Raw genomic sequence first — 16,608 nt, 5'->3', positions numbered from 1 at the left:
TCAACAGCTTATTTTACGCTTCTGCATAGGCTTCAATAGGAACGCAGGAGCATACTAAATTTCTATCTCCATAGGCATCATCCACACGTCTTACACTAGGCCAAAATTTGTTTGTTTTTACATAGTCTAAAGGAAATGCTGCAGCCTCACGAGAGTATGGTAAATCCCATGTGTTGGCTGTAATCATTTCTAAGGTGTGAGGCGCATTTTTTAAAACGTTGTTGTTGTCTTCTTTAGAAACGCTATCTATTTCTTTTTTAATAGAAATCATTGCATCACAAAACCTGTCAATTTCTGTTTTACTTTCGCTTTCTGTTGGTTCTATCATTAATGTTCCAGCAACAGGAAAAGAAACAGTAGGAGCATGGAAACCATAATCCATTAAACGTTTCGCTATATCTGTAACTTCAATGCCGTTGGCTTTAAAAGGTCTGCAGTCTACAATCATCTCATGTGCAGCTCTACCACGTTCACCAGAATATAAAGTATCAAAATTACCTTCTAAACGTTGTTTAATATAGTTGGCATTTAAAATGGCTATTTTAGTAGATTCTGTTAAACCTTCGGCACCCAACATTTTAATATAGCCATAAGATATCAAGCAAGCAAGAGCAGATCCATAAGGTGCTGCAGATATGGCTGTAATTGCTTTTTTACCACCTGTTTTAATAACTGGATTTCCTGGTAAAAATGGCACTAATTGTTTAGCTACACATATAGGGCCAACACCAGGACCTCCACCTCCATGAGGAATAGCAAATGTTTTGTGTAAGTTGAGGTGGCAAACATCAGCTCCGATATTGCCTGGATTGGTAAGTCCTACTTGGGCATTCATATTGGCACCATCCATATAAACCTGTCCGCCATTATCATGAATTAATTTAGTGATTTCTTTAATAGCAGATTCATATACACCATGTGTGGATGGGTAGGTTACCATTAAACACGATAAGTTGTCTTTGTATAATTCTGCTTTTTCGCGCAAATCATCAACATCAATATTGCCTTCTTCGGTTGATTTGGTAACAATAACTTTCATACCAGCCATAACAGCACTAGCTGGGTTTGTACCGTGAGCAGATGATGGAATTAAGCAAATGTTTCTATGGTGGTCGCCACGCGATTCGTGATATGCTTTTATTACCATAAGTCCAGCAAATTCTCCTTGAGCACCCGAATTAGGTTGCAAGGAAGTGGCTGCAAAGCCAGTGATTTCAGTTAGCTGATCTTCTAATTCTTTTAAAACAGTTAAATAGCCTTTAGCTTGTTTTGCAGGAACAAAAGGATGAATATTGGCCCATTTATAAATGCTTAAAGGCAACATTTCTGATGCAGCGTTTAGTTTCATGGTACAAGATCCTAAAGAAATCATAGAATGGTTTAATGATAAATCTTTGCGCTCTAACGATTTTATATAACGCATCAATTCGGTTTCAGAATGATATGTTTTAAAAACATCAAGAGTTAAGAAATCCGAAGTTCTTTGTATCGATTCATCAATATTATTAAAGCTTTCAATAGAAGAACACACAATAGTTTCTTTCTTAGCGGCTTCTGCAAAAACTGAAATTAAATAGTTAATATCTCTAATTGAAGTGGTTTCATTAATAGAAATGGTAACTGTGTTTTTATCTGGATAGTATAGATTTACTTTCTTTTCTGTAGCAACCTTTTTAATTTTTTTAGCTTTTGTTTTTACCTGAAGCGTATCAAAGAAAGACGTGTTTACTTGTTTATAGCCTAGTTTTTCTAAAGCATTGGCTAAAGTAGATGTTTTATTATGAACTTTATTGGCAATAAATTTTAAACCGTTTGCTCCATGGTAAACCGCATACATACTAGCCATTACAGCTAGTAAAACTTGTGCGGTACATATATTTGAAGTTGCTTTGTCGCGTTTAATATGTTGCTCGCGTGTTTGTAAAGCCATGCGGAGAGCTCTGTTGCCATTAGTATCTTTTGTAATACCAATAATACGCCCAGGTAAGTCACGTTTATATGCTTCTTTGGTAGCAAAATAGGCTGCATGAGGACCGCCATAGCCCATTGGAATACCAAAACGTTGGGTGGTTCCAACAACAACATCGGCACCAAATTTACCGGGAGCTTCTAATTTTACCAAGCTTAAAATATCGGCAGCTACAGCTACTTTTATTTGAGCATCATTAGCCTTACTAATAAAAGTTTTTATATCTGTTATTTGTCCATCTTTACCTGGATATTGTAAAATGGCTCCAAAGAATTCTGAAGAGAAATCAAAATTATCTTCACTACCAATAACTAACTCAATACCAATTGGGGTTGCTCTAGTTTGAAGAAGCGATAATGTTTGAGGTAGAATGTTTTCTGAAACAAAAAACTTATTTATGCCTGTCTTTTTTTGTGCACGATCACGAACTGCAAATAATAAACTCATAGCTTCTGCTGCTGCAGTACTTTCGTCAAGAAGTGATGCATTTGCAATTTCCATTCCTGTTAAATCAATAACCATGGTTTGAAAATTTAAAAGCGCTTCTAATCTTCCTTGTGCAATTTCAGCTTGGTAAGGTGTGTATGCTGTGTACCATCCTGGGTTTTCAAGAATATTTCTTTGTATAACTGCAGGTAGTATTGTTGGGTGATATCCTAACCCGATGTAAGTTTTATAGACTTTGTTTTTTTTAGAAAGTTCATGTATGTGGAGCAAATATTCATGCTCTGTCATAGGTTCTTCTAAATTTAATCCGTTTTTTAAACGAATATCATCTGGTATGGTTTCATATATTAATTGGTCTAATGAGTCGACACCAATAGTCTGTAACATAAGGTTTTTATCCTCTTCTCTAGGGCCAATATGACGCAATGCAAAAGCGTTTGTGTTCATTAAGTTATGATTTGTTATATAAATCGCAAAAATAAGTAATAATTAATGCGTTTTATTGTGCAAAACGGAAAGTTTTTAACCATTTGGAAACGTTATTAACAGTTTGTTTATTTTTGTAAAATGTCAGTGCTTAAGAAACTTTTAAATTTTTATATAAATAGTAGTATTCATGTAGCGTTATCGGTATATTCATTAACCTGGTTAACGCTTATTGAATTTGATATTTCTTATGATGAACATGTATTATATTTTATATTTTATGCGACTATAACAGGTTATAATTTTGTAAAATATTTTGGGATTGCAAAATTTCATCATAGAAGCCTAACCAACTGGTTAAAAAGTATTCAGTTGTTTTCTTTTTTTTGTTTTTTATTGATGTGTTATTATGGGCTTCAACTGAATAAAATTACATTGTTTTATATTGCTGTTTTTGGTATTGTTACGTTTTTATATGCTATTCCTTTTTTACCAAAGCGTTTGTTTTTAGATAGTCAACATAATTTGAGAAGTATTGGTGGACTTAAAATATATTTAATAGGATTGGTTTGGAGTGGTGTTACTGTTTTTCTTCCGTTAATAAATAATGATTATTTTATAAATGCAGACGTAATATTAACAGGTGTGCAGCGCTATATTTTTATAATTGTTTTAATGTTGCCTTTTGAAATCAGGGATTTACGATATGATAGTTTGAAGCTTTCTACGGTGCCTCAAAAAATAGGCGTGAAGCAAACTAAGGCTATAGGTGTAATATTATTATTAGTTTTTTTCTTTTTAGAGTTTTTTAAAAACGACATAATGCTTAGTGAAATTTTAATATTACTGATTATTACAGTTTTTACACTATTGTTATTGGTATATTCTAAAATTGAACAAAGGAAATATTACAGTGCGCTTTGGGTAGAAGGGTTGCCAATTCTATGGCTTGTTATGATGCTTTTATTTAATTAGTTTCTTCCTTTATGGCTTTTTCAAGTTTTTGTTTCATTTTCTCTTTACAGTCTTTATTAAGACACTCAACTTTAGAATTTGTAATTGATTTAGTAAGTAGAGCATTGTTCTTTGTATATTTTCTACAAGCTCTGCAGTAAATTAAATGTATATTGAGTTTTATCATTTCCCAAAATGAAGCTTCTTTGTATTGTGTTTTATCACAAACATGATTTGCTTCATCACAAGGAATTACAACCTTAACTTTCTTGCTCATAATTAAAACCAGTTTTCTTTTAAACATTCGGCCATAGCTGTTCTAGCTCTATGAATGATTACCCAAAGGTTAGACGCTGTAATATTTAGTTCATTACAAATTACTTCTGTTTCAAAACCTTCAATGGTTTTCATTTTAAAAACATCAGCTTGTTTTTTTGGTAATTTGCTTAAGCAATGAAGTATAGCATCACCAAGTTCTTCGTTTTGCATACTGTCTTCTGCAGTTTTGTCAAAAGGATCTGCAACGCGTTCTTCTAGCCAATCACCCTCACTTTCACTATCATCATTATAAGTAATTCTAACTTCTGCTTTTCCTTTGTTAGAATTTATTCTTCGGTAGTGATCAATAATTTTTCGTTTTAAAATAGAGATGAGCCAGGTGCGTTCACTTGCTTCTCCTTTAAAATTTTTCATAGATTTTAGCCCTGCAAAAAAGGTGTCTTGAACCAAATCTTGCGCAATCTCTCTATCACTAACACGAGAAATCGTGTAGTTGTAAAGATAATCGGAATATAAATCGATCCACTTATTTGGATTAATTTTATGTTTGGGCATTGTTGCGAAATTTTTATTTAGTCAAAAATAAGGTAAATAAATGAATGTTTTTCAATCTTTGAATTTTGGCTTTTTTCAACTTGGATTTTTCATCCTTTCTTTGGATTTAAAACAGCATTTTCCTCATCTGTTAAAAGTCTTGAATGAATTATAAATCGAATACCTAAAGGTATTTCTAAAGAAAAACTAGAGCCTCGACCTTTTGTGATATCTATTGTTAAGTGTGTGTGTTTCCAATATTCAAATTGATCTATATTCATATAAAAGTTTACGCCTTCTATGATTCCTAATAGCACATCACTGTCATCTAGATACATATCTTCTTTGGCAAAAATCATGGGAGCAGAACCATCGCAACATCCGCCGCTTTGATGAAAAATGAGTTCACCATGTTTGTTTTTTAATTGGTTTACAATATTAGCTGCTGCTTCTGTGATAGCAATTCTTTTCATATTTAAATATATTAAAAAAGGCTGAATCATTTAATAATTCAGCCTTAACAATTAATAGTCAATCTATTAGAAAAACCCTAATTTATTTTTATCATATGAGATTAACATGTTTTTGGTTTGACGATAATAATTAAGCATCATGACATGATTTTCTCTGCCAAATCCAGACTTTTTATAACCTCCAAATGGTGCATGGGCTGGATAGGTATGATAGCAGTTTACCCAAACACGACCAGCTTTTATGGCTCTTGGAATTTGATATAATTGATGTGCGTCCCGTGTCCAGACACCTGCGCCTAAACCATAAAGAGTGTCGTTTGCTATTTCTAATGCTTCAGCTTCATTTTTAAATTTAGTAACACATACTACAGGTCCGAAAATTTCTTCTTGAAAGACGCGCATTTTATTATGGCCTTCCAAAATGGTTGGCTTTATGTAGAATCCTTTAGCCAGATTTCCGCTTAATTTGTTGGCTTCTCCACCTGCAAGCACTTTGGCACCTTCTTCTTTCCCTATTTTTAAATATGACTGAATTTTTTCATATTGATCGTTAGAGGCCTGGGCTCCAACCATAGTATTGATATTGTATGGATTATCTTGGATTATAGCATTTGTTCTAGCTATGACACGTTCCATAAAGGCATCATAGATATCTTCTTGAACCAGTAACCTTGAAGGACATGTACATACTTCACCTTGATTAAAGGCAAATAAAACAGCACCTTCAATGGCTTTGTCTAAATAGGCATCGTCTGCATCCATAACGGAATTAAAAAAGATGTTAGGCGATTTTCCACCTAATTCCATAGTAACAGGATTCAAATTTTTCGATGCATATTGCATAATTAATTGCCCAGTTGTGGTTTCTCCAGTAAAAGCTACTTTATCTACTTTAGAACTTGAGGCTAAAGGTTTGCCGGCTTCAGGACCAAAACCATGTACAATATTTACAACACCTGGAGGAAAAACATCTGCAATTTTCTCCATTAATAACGTGGCAGAAGATGGTGTTTGTTCTGCAGGTTTTAAAACGACACAATTTCCTGTTACTAAAGCTGGTGGTAATTTCCAAGACAGCATTAATAAGGGGAAATTCCAAGGTATAATTTGACCAATAACGCCAAGTGGTTCTTTTATATTCATGGATAAAGTGTTGACATCCAATTCAGTTGCGCTACCTTCCTCAGATCTAATACAAGCTGCAAAATATCGCCAATGATCTATAGCTAAAGGAATATCTGCATTTAGTGTTTCGCGAATTGGTTTTCCATTGTCGCATGTTTCAACTAAAGCAAATTCTTCTAAATTTTCTTCAATAATATCAGCAACCTTATTTAATAATGAGGCACGTTGTGTTGCTGAAGTATTTCCCCAAGCTTCTTTTGCAACATTAGCAGCATCTAAAGCTAATTCGACATCTTCTTTTTGAGAACGCGGATATTTAGCAATTAAACTATTATCAATTGGAGATGTGTTTTCAAAGTACTCTCCTCCAATTGGAGGCGTGAATTTTCCATTTATAAAATTGAAATAGGTCTCTTTAAATTTTGGTTTAGAATAACTCATATAAAATTTATTTAATTATTAATAGTTTAGTTTTTTGGCTTAATTTTTAGTAAAAATTTTGTTTTTATAAAGTTATTTTATCATTTTCTAATTATATTGAACATATTTATCATATTTTTGAACGTATCTATCATAACAAACTTTTAAAATTATTTTTTTGTAATATTGATTATGAGGCAGTTATTAAATCACCATAGAAGTCACAGAAAGCTTTCCACTTTGGTAGAGAATAGAACAATTTATAGTGCAGAGTATGCTGAATTAAATATTTATGAAACTCACACTTATGCAGAAAAAGTTTCATTAATCTTCGATTTTCCAATTATAGCTAGTATGCTTACTGGAAAGAAAATTATGCATATTGATGGGTTAGAGGCATTTGATTTTTTTCCTGGCGAATCGGTAGTAATGCCTACTAAAAAGGAAATGGTTATAGATTTTCCTCTAGCAACTCAAGACAGTCCTACTCAATGTTTAGCTTTAGGAATTGATACTTTTAAAATTGATGAAGTCGTAGAAAAATTTAATCAAAATGTTACCATTGAAAAGGAAAATAACAATTGGGATTTAGATAAAAATGCATCTCATTTAATAAATAATATAGATGTAAACCATCTAATAGAACGCTTAACTTATACGTTTACAAACAATAATAAATCAAAGGATGTGCTTCTGGATTTAATGATTCAAGAACTAATAGTTAGGTTATTACAAACTAAAGCAAAAGCGTTAATTATAAATGATCCGAATCAAATGTTCAGTGATACCAGAATTGGGACTGTGATTAAATTTATTAAAGAGAATTTAACGAATAAGGATATTACGGTAGATATTTTGTCTAAAAAAGCTTATATGAGTACATCACACTTTCATAAGCAATTCAAAAATACATTAGGCATTTCTCCTATTGATTATATTAATTCGGAAAAAATTAAATTTTCTAAAAAACTAATAAAAGAAGCCAAGGATTTTAGAATGTCCGAAATTGCTTTTAAATCTGGCTTTAATAATGTGAGTTATTTCAACAGGCAATTTAAAAAAATGGAATTGATGACACCTCAGCAATTTAAAAACTCTATTTCCGCCTAGTTTTAATTTAAGATTTAACTAAGCGGAATTGGTTCTATTTCAATAACCCAGCTCGTCTCAACAAAGCCTCAGGTTTTGGTTCTTGTCCTCTAAAACGTTTGTAAAGTGTCATCGGGTTTTCTGTACCACCTTGAGAAAGTACATTGTCTTTAAATTTAGTAGCCACCTCTTTATTAAAAATCCCTGATACTTTAAAATATTCGAAAGCATCGGCATCTAAAACTTCAGCCCATTTATAACTGTAATAACCAGAAGAATAACCACCTTGAAAAATATGAGAAAAGGCTGTACTCATGCAAGTTTCTTTGGTTTCAGGATATAGTGATGTGTTCTTAAAAGCTTCAGATTCGAAAGTTTTTACATTTGTTATTTTTGATGGATCTTCACTATGCCAACTCATATCTAAAAGTCCGAAACTTAACTGGCGTAAGGTTTGCATGCCTTCATGAAAGGTTGACGATTTTTTTATTTTTTCAATCAATTCCATCGGGATAATTTCTCCAGTTTCATAATGCTTTGCAAACAATTCTAGAGCTTCTTTTTCAAAACACCAGTTTTCCATAATTTGACTAGGTAATTCCACAAAATCCCAATACACACTAGTTCCAGATAGGCTAGGGTAGGTAGTGTTGGCTAACATGCCGTGTAAGGCATGACCAAATTCGTGAAATAAGGTTGTGACTTCATTAAAAGTTAAAAGCGATGGTTTGCTTTTGGTTGGTTTTGTAAAGTTGCAAACTATAGAAACGTGCGGTCTGCTATTCTCGTTATTTATTATGTATTGAGGTTTGTAAGACGTCATCCACGCACCATTTCTTTTTCCTGCTCTAGGAAAAAAATCGGCATAAAAAATAGATACTAAATCGCCATTATTATCGGTTACTTTGTAGGTTAAAACATCTTCATGGTATTTGTCAATATCATTGATTTCTTCAAAGTTTAAATCGAATAATTTATTGGCTATCGTAAAAGCGCCATCAATGACATTTTCTAATTTAAAATATGGTTTTAGTAATTCATCATCTAAACTAAATAATTTTTGTTTTAGCTTTTCTGAATAATAAGAGCCGTCCCATTTTTCAAGTCGGTCAATATTATCTAATTCTTTAGCAAATTTTTCTAAATTTTTAAATTCGTCTTCAGCAGCTGGTTTTGCTTTGTCTAACAGTTCATGAGAAAAATTAAGAACAGTTTCTGGCGTTTCTGCCATGCGTTCTTCTAAAACAAAATGTGCATGGGTTTTGTAGCCTAATAAGTTAGCACGTTCATGACGAAGTTTTACTATATGCAAAACGTTTTCTTGATTGTCTAAGGCGTTATTATGAAAGCCTTTGCTTCCTGCAGCAAGGGTTATTTTTTTGCGAAGTTCCCTATTATCTGCATACGTTACAAACGGTATATAACTTGGGTAGTCTAAAGTAAACAGCCAACCTGTTTTGTCTTTGCTTTCAGCTAATTGTTTAGCAGCTTCTATGGTGCCTTCTGGCAAGCCCGCTAAATCATCTTCATTAGTTATTAGCATTTCAAATTTATTGTTTTCGGCTAATACGTTTTCTCCAAATTTTAATTTTAACTGACTTAATTTTTTGTCAACTTCCCTAAGTTTTTCTTTTTTGTCTTCTGGCAAATTTGCGCCGTTTCTAGAAAAACTTTTATATTTTTTATCAAGTAGAGTTTGTTGTTCGGTAGTTAAATCTAATTCATCTTTAGCATTATAAACAGCTTTTACGCGTTTAAATAAATCTGAATTTAAGGTAATGTCATTACTAAACTCTGATAATAAAGGTGAAACCTCTTGTGCTATTTTTTGAATAGTTTCATTGGTTTCGGCAGAATTCAAGTTAAAGAAAATACTGGAAATTCTATCTAATTGTTCTCCTGAGAAGTCTAAAGCTTCAATGGTATTTTTAAAAGAAGGTGCTTCTTCATTATCTACAATAGCTGCAATTTCGTCTTTAGCTTCTTTAATCGCTTCTTTAAAAGTTGGAAGATAATCTTCGTTTTTAATTTTAGAAAAAGGAGCTGTATTATACTTAGTATTAAAAGGCGTGATTAATGATTTCTTTATCATTTTAGATGTAAATATGTTAAAAAAAGAAGTTTACTATGCGTACATAATAAATTTTTTATATCTTTGAGTCAGAAAAATATACAGAGTGACTAACTCAAAAGAATTTTTGTTAATAGCTAAAAAGCCTCGAATTTAATTTGAGGCTTTTTTTATTATAAGTTTTTAGCTGATTCGTTTACTTTAATTTTTAGACCTTCTTTGTAAGCAATAATTTTATCAAGCACACATTTATCAGAAGAACCAATAATTTGTGCTGCCAAAATTCCAGCATTTTTTGCGCCGTTTAATGCTACAGTTGCCACAGGAACACCACCTGGCATTTGAAGAATAGAAAGCACAGAGTCCCAGCCATCAATAGAGTTACTGCTTTTTACAGGAACACCAATTACTGGTAATGGCGATAAAGAAGCAATCATACCAGGTAAATGAGCAGCTCCACCAGCACCAGCAATAACAACTGAAAAACCTCTAGTGTGTGCATGTTTACCATAGTCAAATAATTTTTCGGGAGTTCTGTGTGCTGAAACAATATCAACTTCAACTTCTATATCAAATCCCTTTAAAATGTCAATAGCATCTTGCATAACAGGTAGGTCGCTTTTGCTTCCCATAATAACTCCAACTTTACTCATAATTATTTACTTATTACTTTTATCGTTTTCTTTACCGCTTCGGCTATTTTTCTAGCTTCAGCTAAATCTTCATTTACTATAGTAACGTGTCCCATTTTTCTAAACGGTCGCGTTTGCTTTTTACCATAAATATGTGGTGTAACACCATCCATATTCATAATAGTTTCAATATTTTCATAAACAACATCACCTGAATAGCCTTCGGCTCCAACTAAATTTACCATAACACCACCAACTTTACTATCAGTTCTTCCTAAAGGCAGATTTAAAATAGCACGAATATGTTGTTCAAATTGAGAGGTGTAACTAGCCTCGATAGTTTGATGACCAGAGTTATGTGGTCTAGGAGCGACTTCGTTTATTAAAATATCATCATTTTGGGTTTGAAACATTTCAACAGCTAAAAGCCCTACGTGATTATAAGCTTCGGAAGTTTTTAAAGCCACTTCTTCTGCTTTTTTAGCAACAGCTTCTGGAATTCTTGCTGGACAAATCACATACTCTACTTGATTCGCTTCTGGATGAAATTCCATTTCTACAACAGGATAGGTTTTAACATTTCCTGAAGCATTTCTTGCCACAATAACTGCTAATTCATTTTTAAAAGGTACTAAGTTTTCGGCAATACATTCTACATTAGGTAAGCCTTCTAAATCATCAATTGTTTTTACAATTTTAACACCCGTACCATCATACCCAAACTGAGCACACTTCCAAACAAAAGGCATGGTTAAACCACCGTGGTTAATAGCTTCTTTTATTTCAGAAGTATAGGCAAATCTGGAAAATGGAGCTGTTGGTAAGTGGTTATCAATATAAAATAGTTTTTGTGTCGCTTTGTTTTGAATCGTTCTTAGTGTTTTAGAAGCAGGGTATACTTTTACACCTTCTTTTTCTAGTGCTTCTAATGCCTTTATATTAACGTTCTCAATTTCAATAGTTAAAACATCTACTTGTTTTCCAAAATTGTAAACCGCATCGTAATCCATTAAATCACCTAAGTGAAATTCATCGCAAGCAATTTTACATGGTGCTTCATTACTAGCTTCTAGAACACTTGTGTAAATGTCAAATTTTCTGGTATTGTAAAGTAGCATTTTACCTAATTGTCCGCCACCAAGAATACCAAGTTTAAAATTTGAAGAAAAATAATTCATTGTTTATAATTACAATTTTCTGTTAATTGATATGCAAAAATACACTTAAATCTTAAATTACTTCTTAATTCGTAAATCAAAAAAGCGTTATTCCTTAATCTATTGATTATCTTTGCCTCTTCAAAAATTAATTACCGTGATAAAGCTACACGACAAATATTTTAAACCATTTATTTCTGCACAAGATATAGACAAGGCATTGTCTAAAATGGCAGAGGAAATCTCGAATGATATTGGAGATGAAATCCCTGTATTTATTGGCATTTTAAATGGATCGTTTATGGTAGTGAGCGATTTTGTAAAAAAGTACCCAAAACCATGTGAAGTTACTTTTATAAAGTTAGCTTCTTATGAAGGCGTAAAGTCTTCAGAAGATATTCAACGTTTAATTGGGCTTACTCAAGATTTAACAGGTCGTACGGTTGTTATTTTAGAAGATATTATTGATACGGGAAATACATTGGCAGAAGTGCACCGAATTTTTAAAAATGAAAATGTAAAATCTTTAAAAATTGCCACGCTGTTTTATAAACCCGAAGCATATAAAAAAGACTTTAAACTACATTATGTTGGAATTGAAATTCCTAATAAATTTATAGTTGGTTACGGCTTAGACTATGATGGATTAGGAAGAGATATTCCTGAAGTATATCAAATAAAAGAAACAAAACACATGACAAATTTAGTGCTATTTGGCCCTCCAGGAGCAGGGAAAGGAACACAAGCAGAATTCTTAAAAGAAAAATACAACTTAGTACACATTTCTACAGGCGATGTTTTTAGATTTAACATTAAAAACGAAACCGCTCTAGGTATGTTAGCTAAATCTTATATGGATAAAGGCGAACTGGTTCCAGACCAAGTAACCATTGATATGTTAAATGCTGAGGTTGAAAAAAACACCGATGCTAATGGTTTTATTTTTGATGGTTTTCCTCGTACCAATGCACAAGCAGACGCTTTAAGTAAATTAATGGATAGTAAAGATTCGCAAATAAATGCGATGATAGCTTTAGAAGTTGAAGACGAGATTTTAGTAGAACGTTTACTAGGTAGAGGGAAAACAAGCGGAAGAGCAGATGATGCCGATGAATCTATTATTAGAAACAGAATCACAGAATATTATAATAAAACAGCTATTTTAAAAGATTACTACTCGGCTCAAGACAAATATTATGGTGTTGATGGTGTTGGTAGTATTGAAGATATTACAGTACGTTTAAGTAGTGTAATTGACAAATTATAAGGCTTTTAGGAAAGCATAAATCTCAAAAATTAGGAACTGTATCTCAAATATAAAAATATAGTTTCTAATTCTTGAGAACTACATATTTTAAATGTTTCGCTTTCGCGGAAAAAATAAAAAGTAAGAGTTGGAAAACTTTTAACTTTTAACTCATAACTTTTAACTTGAATCATGACCGAAGGGAATTTTGTAGATTACGTAAAAATGTTTGTAAGCTCTGGTAAAGGAGGGCAAGGATCTGCGCATTTACATCGCGAAAAGTATATAACCAAAGGTGGACCTGATGGTGGTGATGGTGGCCGTGGCGGTCATGTTATTCTTAAAGGAAACTCAAACCTTTGGACACTTCTTCATTTAAAGTTTAAAAAGCATATTAGAGCAGGTCATGGTGGTAGTGGTAGTAAAAGCAGAAGCTTTGGTGCCGATGGTGAAGATATGTATGTAGATGTGCCATTGGGAACTGTTGTACGAGATACTGAAACCAACGAAATTATTTTTGAAATTACCGAGCATGATGAAGAAAGAATTATAGCTCAAGGTGGAAAAGGTGGTTTAGGAAATTGGCATTTTAGATCGTCAACGAACCAAACACCGCGTTATGCACAACCTGGTATGCCGCTAGAAGAGCGACATATTACTTTAGAATTAAAAGTACTTGCTGATGTTGGTTTAGTTGGATTTCCAAATGCTGGAAAATCAACGCTTTTATCGGTTGTTACATCTGCAAAGCCAAAGATTGCCGATTACGAGTTTACAACCCTAAAACCTAATTTAGGTATTGTAGAATATCGCGATTTTAAAACTTTTGTGATGGCAGATATTCCTGGAATTATAGAAGGAGCAGCAGAGGGAAAAGGTCTTGGGCATTATTTTTTACGTCATATTGAGCGTAACTCTATATTATTATTTTTAATTCCTGCCGATGCTGAAGATATTAAAAAACAATACGATATTCTATTAGATGAGCTTCGTCGTTACAACCCAGAAATGTTGGATAAAGATCGTATTATAGCGATTTCTAAATCCGATATGTTGGATGATGAGTTAAAAGCAGAGCTTAAAGTAGAACTTGATAACGAATTGCCTATACCATACTTATTTATTTCGTCGGTTGCTCAACAAGGAATTACTGAGTTAAAAGACACGTTGTGGAAAATGTTGAATGATTAGTGTATTGCTACAAGGAGACTTTCTTCTAGGAGCTCAAACAACCGCTTCAGCGCCTAATGCAATTCTAGTATAGAATCATATTATTGAAATAATTTTTGATTAATTTTATAAAAAAATAGATTATGAAATTTATTAAAACGATTATTTTATTTCTGTTAGTCGTTTCTTGCGCTCCAATTTATGTGGCATATGATTATGATAGAGGAACTGACTTTTCCAAGTATCAAACCTATAATTATTATAGTGATATGAAAACGGGATTAAGTGAGTTTGATACGAATCGTCTTTTAGATGCCTTAGACCTAAAAATGAAAGAGAAAGGGTTTTCTTTGTCTGATACACCAGATTTTTTTATTGATATAAAAAGCACTGAATATCAAGGGGTACAACGAGAAACTGTGGGTATTGGAGTAGGTGGTGGTGGACGTAATGTAGGTGGTGGAATTTCTATAGGATTACCTATTGGTCAGGCAAATATAAATCGTCAAATCTCTATCGATTTTGTAGACGAAAATAAAAAACAGTTGTTTTGGCAAGCAATAAGTGAATCAAGTTTTAACACAAACGCTACACCAGAAAATCGAGAAGCACGTTTAAATGCTATTGTTGAAAAAGTATTAGTAAAGTATCCTCCTAAAAAGTAGATTATTTCTTAACCAGTTTTTTACTAGCAATAAAAGTATTATTAGTATAGAAATTAGTCAAATAGATACCTTGACTTAAATTACTAACATCTACTTGATGTGTTTGGTAATTAGATATAGAAATGGTTTTTATTATTTTTCCGTCTAAAGAAATAATGTCAACTTTCATTATTGCATCACTGGTGCTTTCTAATTTAAAATTAACGATGTTATTTGATGGGTTAGGAAACATAGAGATATTATAATTATTTATTTTTGAAGTAATATCTTCAAAGCCTAATGTGTTATCAATAGTCCACGTTACAGTATAAACATGAAATGTATCATGATTGTCAACTCTTATTAAAGATGTTTCGTCATTAATAACAACTGTTAATGTGTTTACTCCTGAATTTAAATCTGTTTCTAAAACAGAAACATCATCTACATCGGTTGCAAAATCTAGGGTGTTTAAAGTCCAATTACGTTTTAATGTATTCGGATTTGGTTCTATTAATTCTAAATGAAAATTAATAGGGAAACTAGAATTGTCAAGTGTGTTAGAAGTTGGTGTGAAAGTATCAATAGGCGATACTAATTCATGTATTTTTTCAATAATTCCTTCTTTACAAACAGAACAGAAAGGTTTGTCTATACTTTCCATAATACAATTTTGATGAGGTTTGTACCATTCATTACAACTACCAGTAGAACACGTATATTGGTATATTCCAACATTATTATAGTTTAGCCAGTTTTTCCATCTTACTAAATTTGGATCGGTTTCTTTTGTCATATTAATAGCTTCAGCAGCTAAAATATCGCCAGGGTAATATTCATCTTTTAAATTAAATAAGGAATGACCAATTTCGTGCATGATAACATTAGTTCCCCAATACCCGGTATAAGCCATTGGGAAATCGCCTCCACTTCCACCGTATTCAGATGAATTTACTAAAATTAAAGCTTGGTCGTAAGAAGGGAAATTAGTAGCTAAAAGAGTATTTATTTTGGCTTTAGTATTATTTGCACTATTACCATCTATTTCATAATAGAGTAGCCAATGTGTTCCAAAAGAATCATAAGTAGCATTAAAATAAGTGTCTGCATAAGTTGTAGCTAAATTGTTATAAGGCTCGGTAACGTTTGTAGCAGTTCCTGGATGATCTGCTCCACTTTCGTCAGAAGGTACCTTTATGGCATACACATTAAAATAGTTTGCATATTCTTTAAAAGGAGATTCGTTAAATACTTTATTTGTAAAATTAGTAGCATCAGTTATAAACTTATCTAGTTCACTTTCTTGGTAGCCTTCACTTAAAATGACGAGGTTTATTCTTTTATCATCGCCAGAAATTTTAATAGGTTCAATGTCAAAAATTTGAGCAGAAACATGTTGAAAACTAATTAGGAAAACTATTAAAAAAATATACTTCATAGTTAATCAAGCTTTGTGGTAATTAAAGGGGAGCTGTTTTGTAGAGTATCTATTATTTCGCTAATAACAATCAATTTTGTTTTACTATTTAATTGTAGTCTTAATGAAATAGGCGCTTTGTTTAGAATGATATTTTTGTTTTCAAAGATTAGCGAGTCGTTTAGAGATTCAATAGTTTTAAGCAAAGGATTTTTGATTATAACATGATTAATTTCTGTAGAATCTTTATCTAATTGAGCACATTTTAAATCGCCTACTTTTCCTGTATTAAAGTATTTGTTACTGTTAGATTTTGCTTTGCCATCAGCTATTATTTTATTAATAAACTGGATTGATTTTTTATCGCTTTTATCTTTTGAAATAGTATAGTTTAAAAATAGAAGCTTCGGATTTATTTCTTCTATAGCTCCTTCTTGAACGCTGCTTTTTTTAGTGCCACAAGACATTACTAATAATACAATAAGAAGTAAAATAATTGTATTAAGGTTATTGTAAGTAGAATTATTTTGGGGCAATGATTTTATCAATCTAACA

15 protein-coding genes are annotated in these 16,608 nt (G+C 32.3%); 5 read left to right on the top strand and 10 right to left on the bottom strand.

Annotated features, from left to right (window positions below; translation table 11 throughout):
• Positions 1 to 13: 13 nt before the first annotated feature.
• Complete coding sequence (gene gcvP / locus RHP49_04045; GenBank protein WNH13433.1) at positions 14 to 2,863, bottom strand: aminomethyl-transferring glycine dehydrogenase; 2,850 nt, start codon at positions 2,861 to 2,863, stop codon at positions 14 to 16.
• A 120-nt stretch (positions 2,864 to 2,983) separates the two neighbouring features.
• Between gcvP and RHP49_04040 the strand changes: the two genes are divergently transcribed.
• Positions 2,984 to 3,817, top strand: coding sequence for a hypothetical protein (locus RHP49_04040; GenBank protein ID WNH13432.1), 834 nt, complete (start codon positions 2,984 to 2,986; stop codon positions 3,815 to 3,817).
• On the opposite strand, the gene RHP49_04035 is transcribed toward RHP49_04040, so the two are convergent.
• The 4 genes from RHP49_04035 to RHP49_04020 form a co-directional block, all read right to left on the bottom strand.
• Positions 3,810 to 4,073, bottom strand: coding sequence for a hypothetical protein (locus RHP49_04035; GenBank protein ID WNH13431.1), 264 nt, complete (start codon positions 4,071 to 4,073; stop codon positions 3,810 to 3,812). The two genes, RHP49_04040 and RHP49_04035, sit on opposite strands and share 8 nt — an antisense overlap.
• Before the next feature lie 2 nt (positions 4,074 to 4,075).
• On the bottom strand, positions 4,076 to 4,630 hold the full coding sequence (locus RHP49_04030) for a sigma-70 family RNA polymerase sigma factor (GenBank protein WNH13430.1): 555 nt from the start codon (positions 4,628 to 4,630) through the stop codon (positions 4,076 to 4,078).
• 89 nt (positions 4,631 to 4,719) lie between these two features.
• Positions 4,720 to 5,082 carry a DUF779 domain-containing protein gene (locus RHP49_04025; protein ID WNH13429.1) on the bottom strand — a complete coding sequence of 121 codons (363 nt, stop codon included), beginning with the start codon at positions 5,080 to 5,082 and terminating at the stop codon, positions 4,720 to 4,722.
• 66 nt (positions 5,083 to 5,148) lie between these two features.
• Positions 5,149 to 6,648, bottom strand: a complete 1,500-nt coding sequence (locus tag RHP49_04020) for an aldehyde dehydrogenase family protein (protein WNH13428.1) — start codon at positions 6,646 to 6,648, stop codon at positions 5,149 to 5,151.
• A 171-nt stretch (positions 6,649 to 6,819) separates the two neighbouring features.
• Between RHP49_04020 and RHP49_04015 the strand changes: the two genes are divergently transcribed.
• Positions 6,820 to 7,737: an AraC family transcriptional regulator gene (locus RHP49_04015; GenBank protein ID WNH13427.1), complete on the top strand. Its 918-nt coding sequence runs from the start codon at positions 6,820 to 6,822 to the stop codon at positions 7,735 to 7,737.
• A 34-nt stretch (positions 7,738 to 7,771) separates the two neighbouring features.
• On the opposite strand, the gene RHP49_04010 is transcribed toward RHP49_04015, so the two are convergent.
• The 3 genes from RHP49_04010 to RHP49_04000 form a co-directional block, all read right to left on the bottom strand.
• A complete protein-coding gene (locus RHP49_04010) occupies positions 7,772 to 9,808 on the bottom strand; it encodes a M3 family metallopeptidase (protein ID WNH13426.1) in 2,037 nt (678 codons plus the stop codon).
• A gap of 152 nt (positions 9,809 to 9,960) precedes the next feature.
• On the bottom strand, positions 9,961 to 10,440 hold the full coding sequence (purE, locus tag RHP49_04005) for a 5-(carboxyamino)imidazole ribonucleotide mutase (GenBank protein ID WNH13425.1): 480 nt from the start codon (positions 10,438 to 10,440) through the stop codon (positions 9,961 to 9,963).
• Positions 10,441 to 10,442: 2 nt separating this feature from the next.
• Positions 10,443 to 11,597 carry a 5-(carboxyamino)imidazole ribonucleotide synthase gene (locus RHP49_04000; protein ID WNH13424.1) on the bottom strand — a complete coding sequence of 385 codons (1,155 nt, stop codon included), beginning with the start codon at positions 11,595 to 11,597 and terminating at the stop codon, positions 10,443 to 10,445.
• A gap of 136 nt (positions 11,598 to 11,733) precedes the next feature.
• Between RHP49_04000 and RHP49_03995 the strand changes: the two genes are divergently transcribed.
• The 3 genes from RHP49_03995 to RHP49_03985 all read left to right on the top strand — a co-directional run bounded on the left by RHP49_03995 (position 11,734) and on the right by RHP49_03985 (position 14,657).
• Positions 11,734 to 12,843 carry an adenylate kinase gene (locus RHP49_03995; GenBank protein ID WNH13423.1) on the top strand — a complete coding sequence of 370 codons (1,110 nt, stop codon included), beginning with the start codon at positions 11,734 to 11,736 and terminating at the stop codon, positions 12,841 to 12,843.
• A 171-nt stretch (positions 12,844 to 13,014) separates the two neighbouring features.
• Complete coding sequence (gene obgE / locus RHP49_03990; GenBank protein ID WNH13422.1) at positions 13,015 to 14,013, top strand: GTPase ObgE; 999 nt, start codon at positions 13,015 to 13,017, stop codon at positions 14,011 to 14,013.
• Positions 14,014 to 14,135: 122 nt separating this feature from the next.
• The gene (locus RHP49_03985; GenBank protein ID WNH13421.1) at positions 14,136 to 14,657 is read left to right on the top strand and encodes a DUF4136 domain-containing protein; all 522 of its coding nucleotides are present in this window, start codon (positions 14,136 to 14,138) and stop codon (positions 14,655 to 14,657) included.
• A gap of 1 nt (position 14,658) precedes the next feature.
• Here RHP49_03985 and RHP49_03980 read toward each other — a convergent pair whose 3' ends face one another.
• Positions 14,659 to 16,074 (bottom strand): M64 family metallopeptidase, encoded by a 1,416-nt coding sequence (locus RHP49_03980; protein WNH13420.1) that lies wholly within the window; start codon positions 16,072 to 16,074, stop codon positions 14,659 to 14,661.
• 2 nt (positions 16,075 to 16,076) lie between these two features.
• Positions 16,077 to 16,601 carry a hypothetical protein gene (locus RHP49_03975; protein WNH13419.1) on the bottom strand — a complete coding sequence of 175 codons (525 nt, stop codon included), beginning with the start codon at positions 16,599 to 16,601 and terminating at the stop codon, positions 16,077 to 16,079.
• Positions 16,602 to 16,608 lie beyond the last annotated feature (7 nt).

It is taken from the genome of Flavobacteriaceae bacterium HL-DH10 (genome assembly GCA_031826515.1).
GTDB classification, from domain to species: Bacteria; Bacteroidota; Bacteroidia; order Flavobacteriales; family Flavobacteriaceae; genus Thalassobellus; species Thalassobellus suaedae.
Note: the sequence above shows the minus strand (reverse complement) of the source record. Positions and strands in the feature narration are given on the sequence as shown.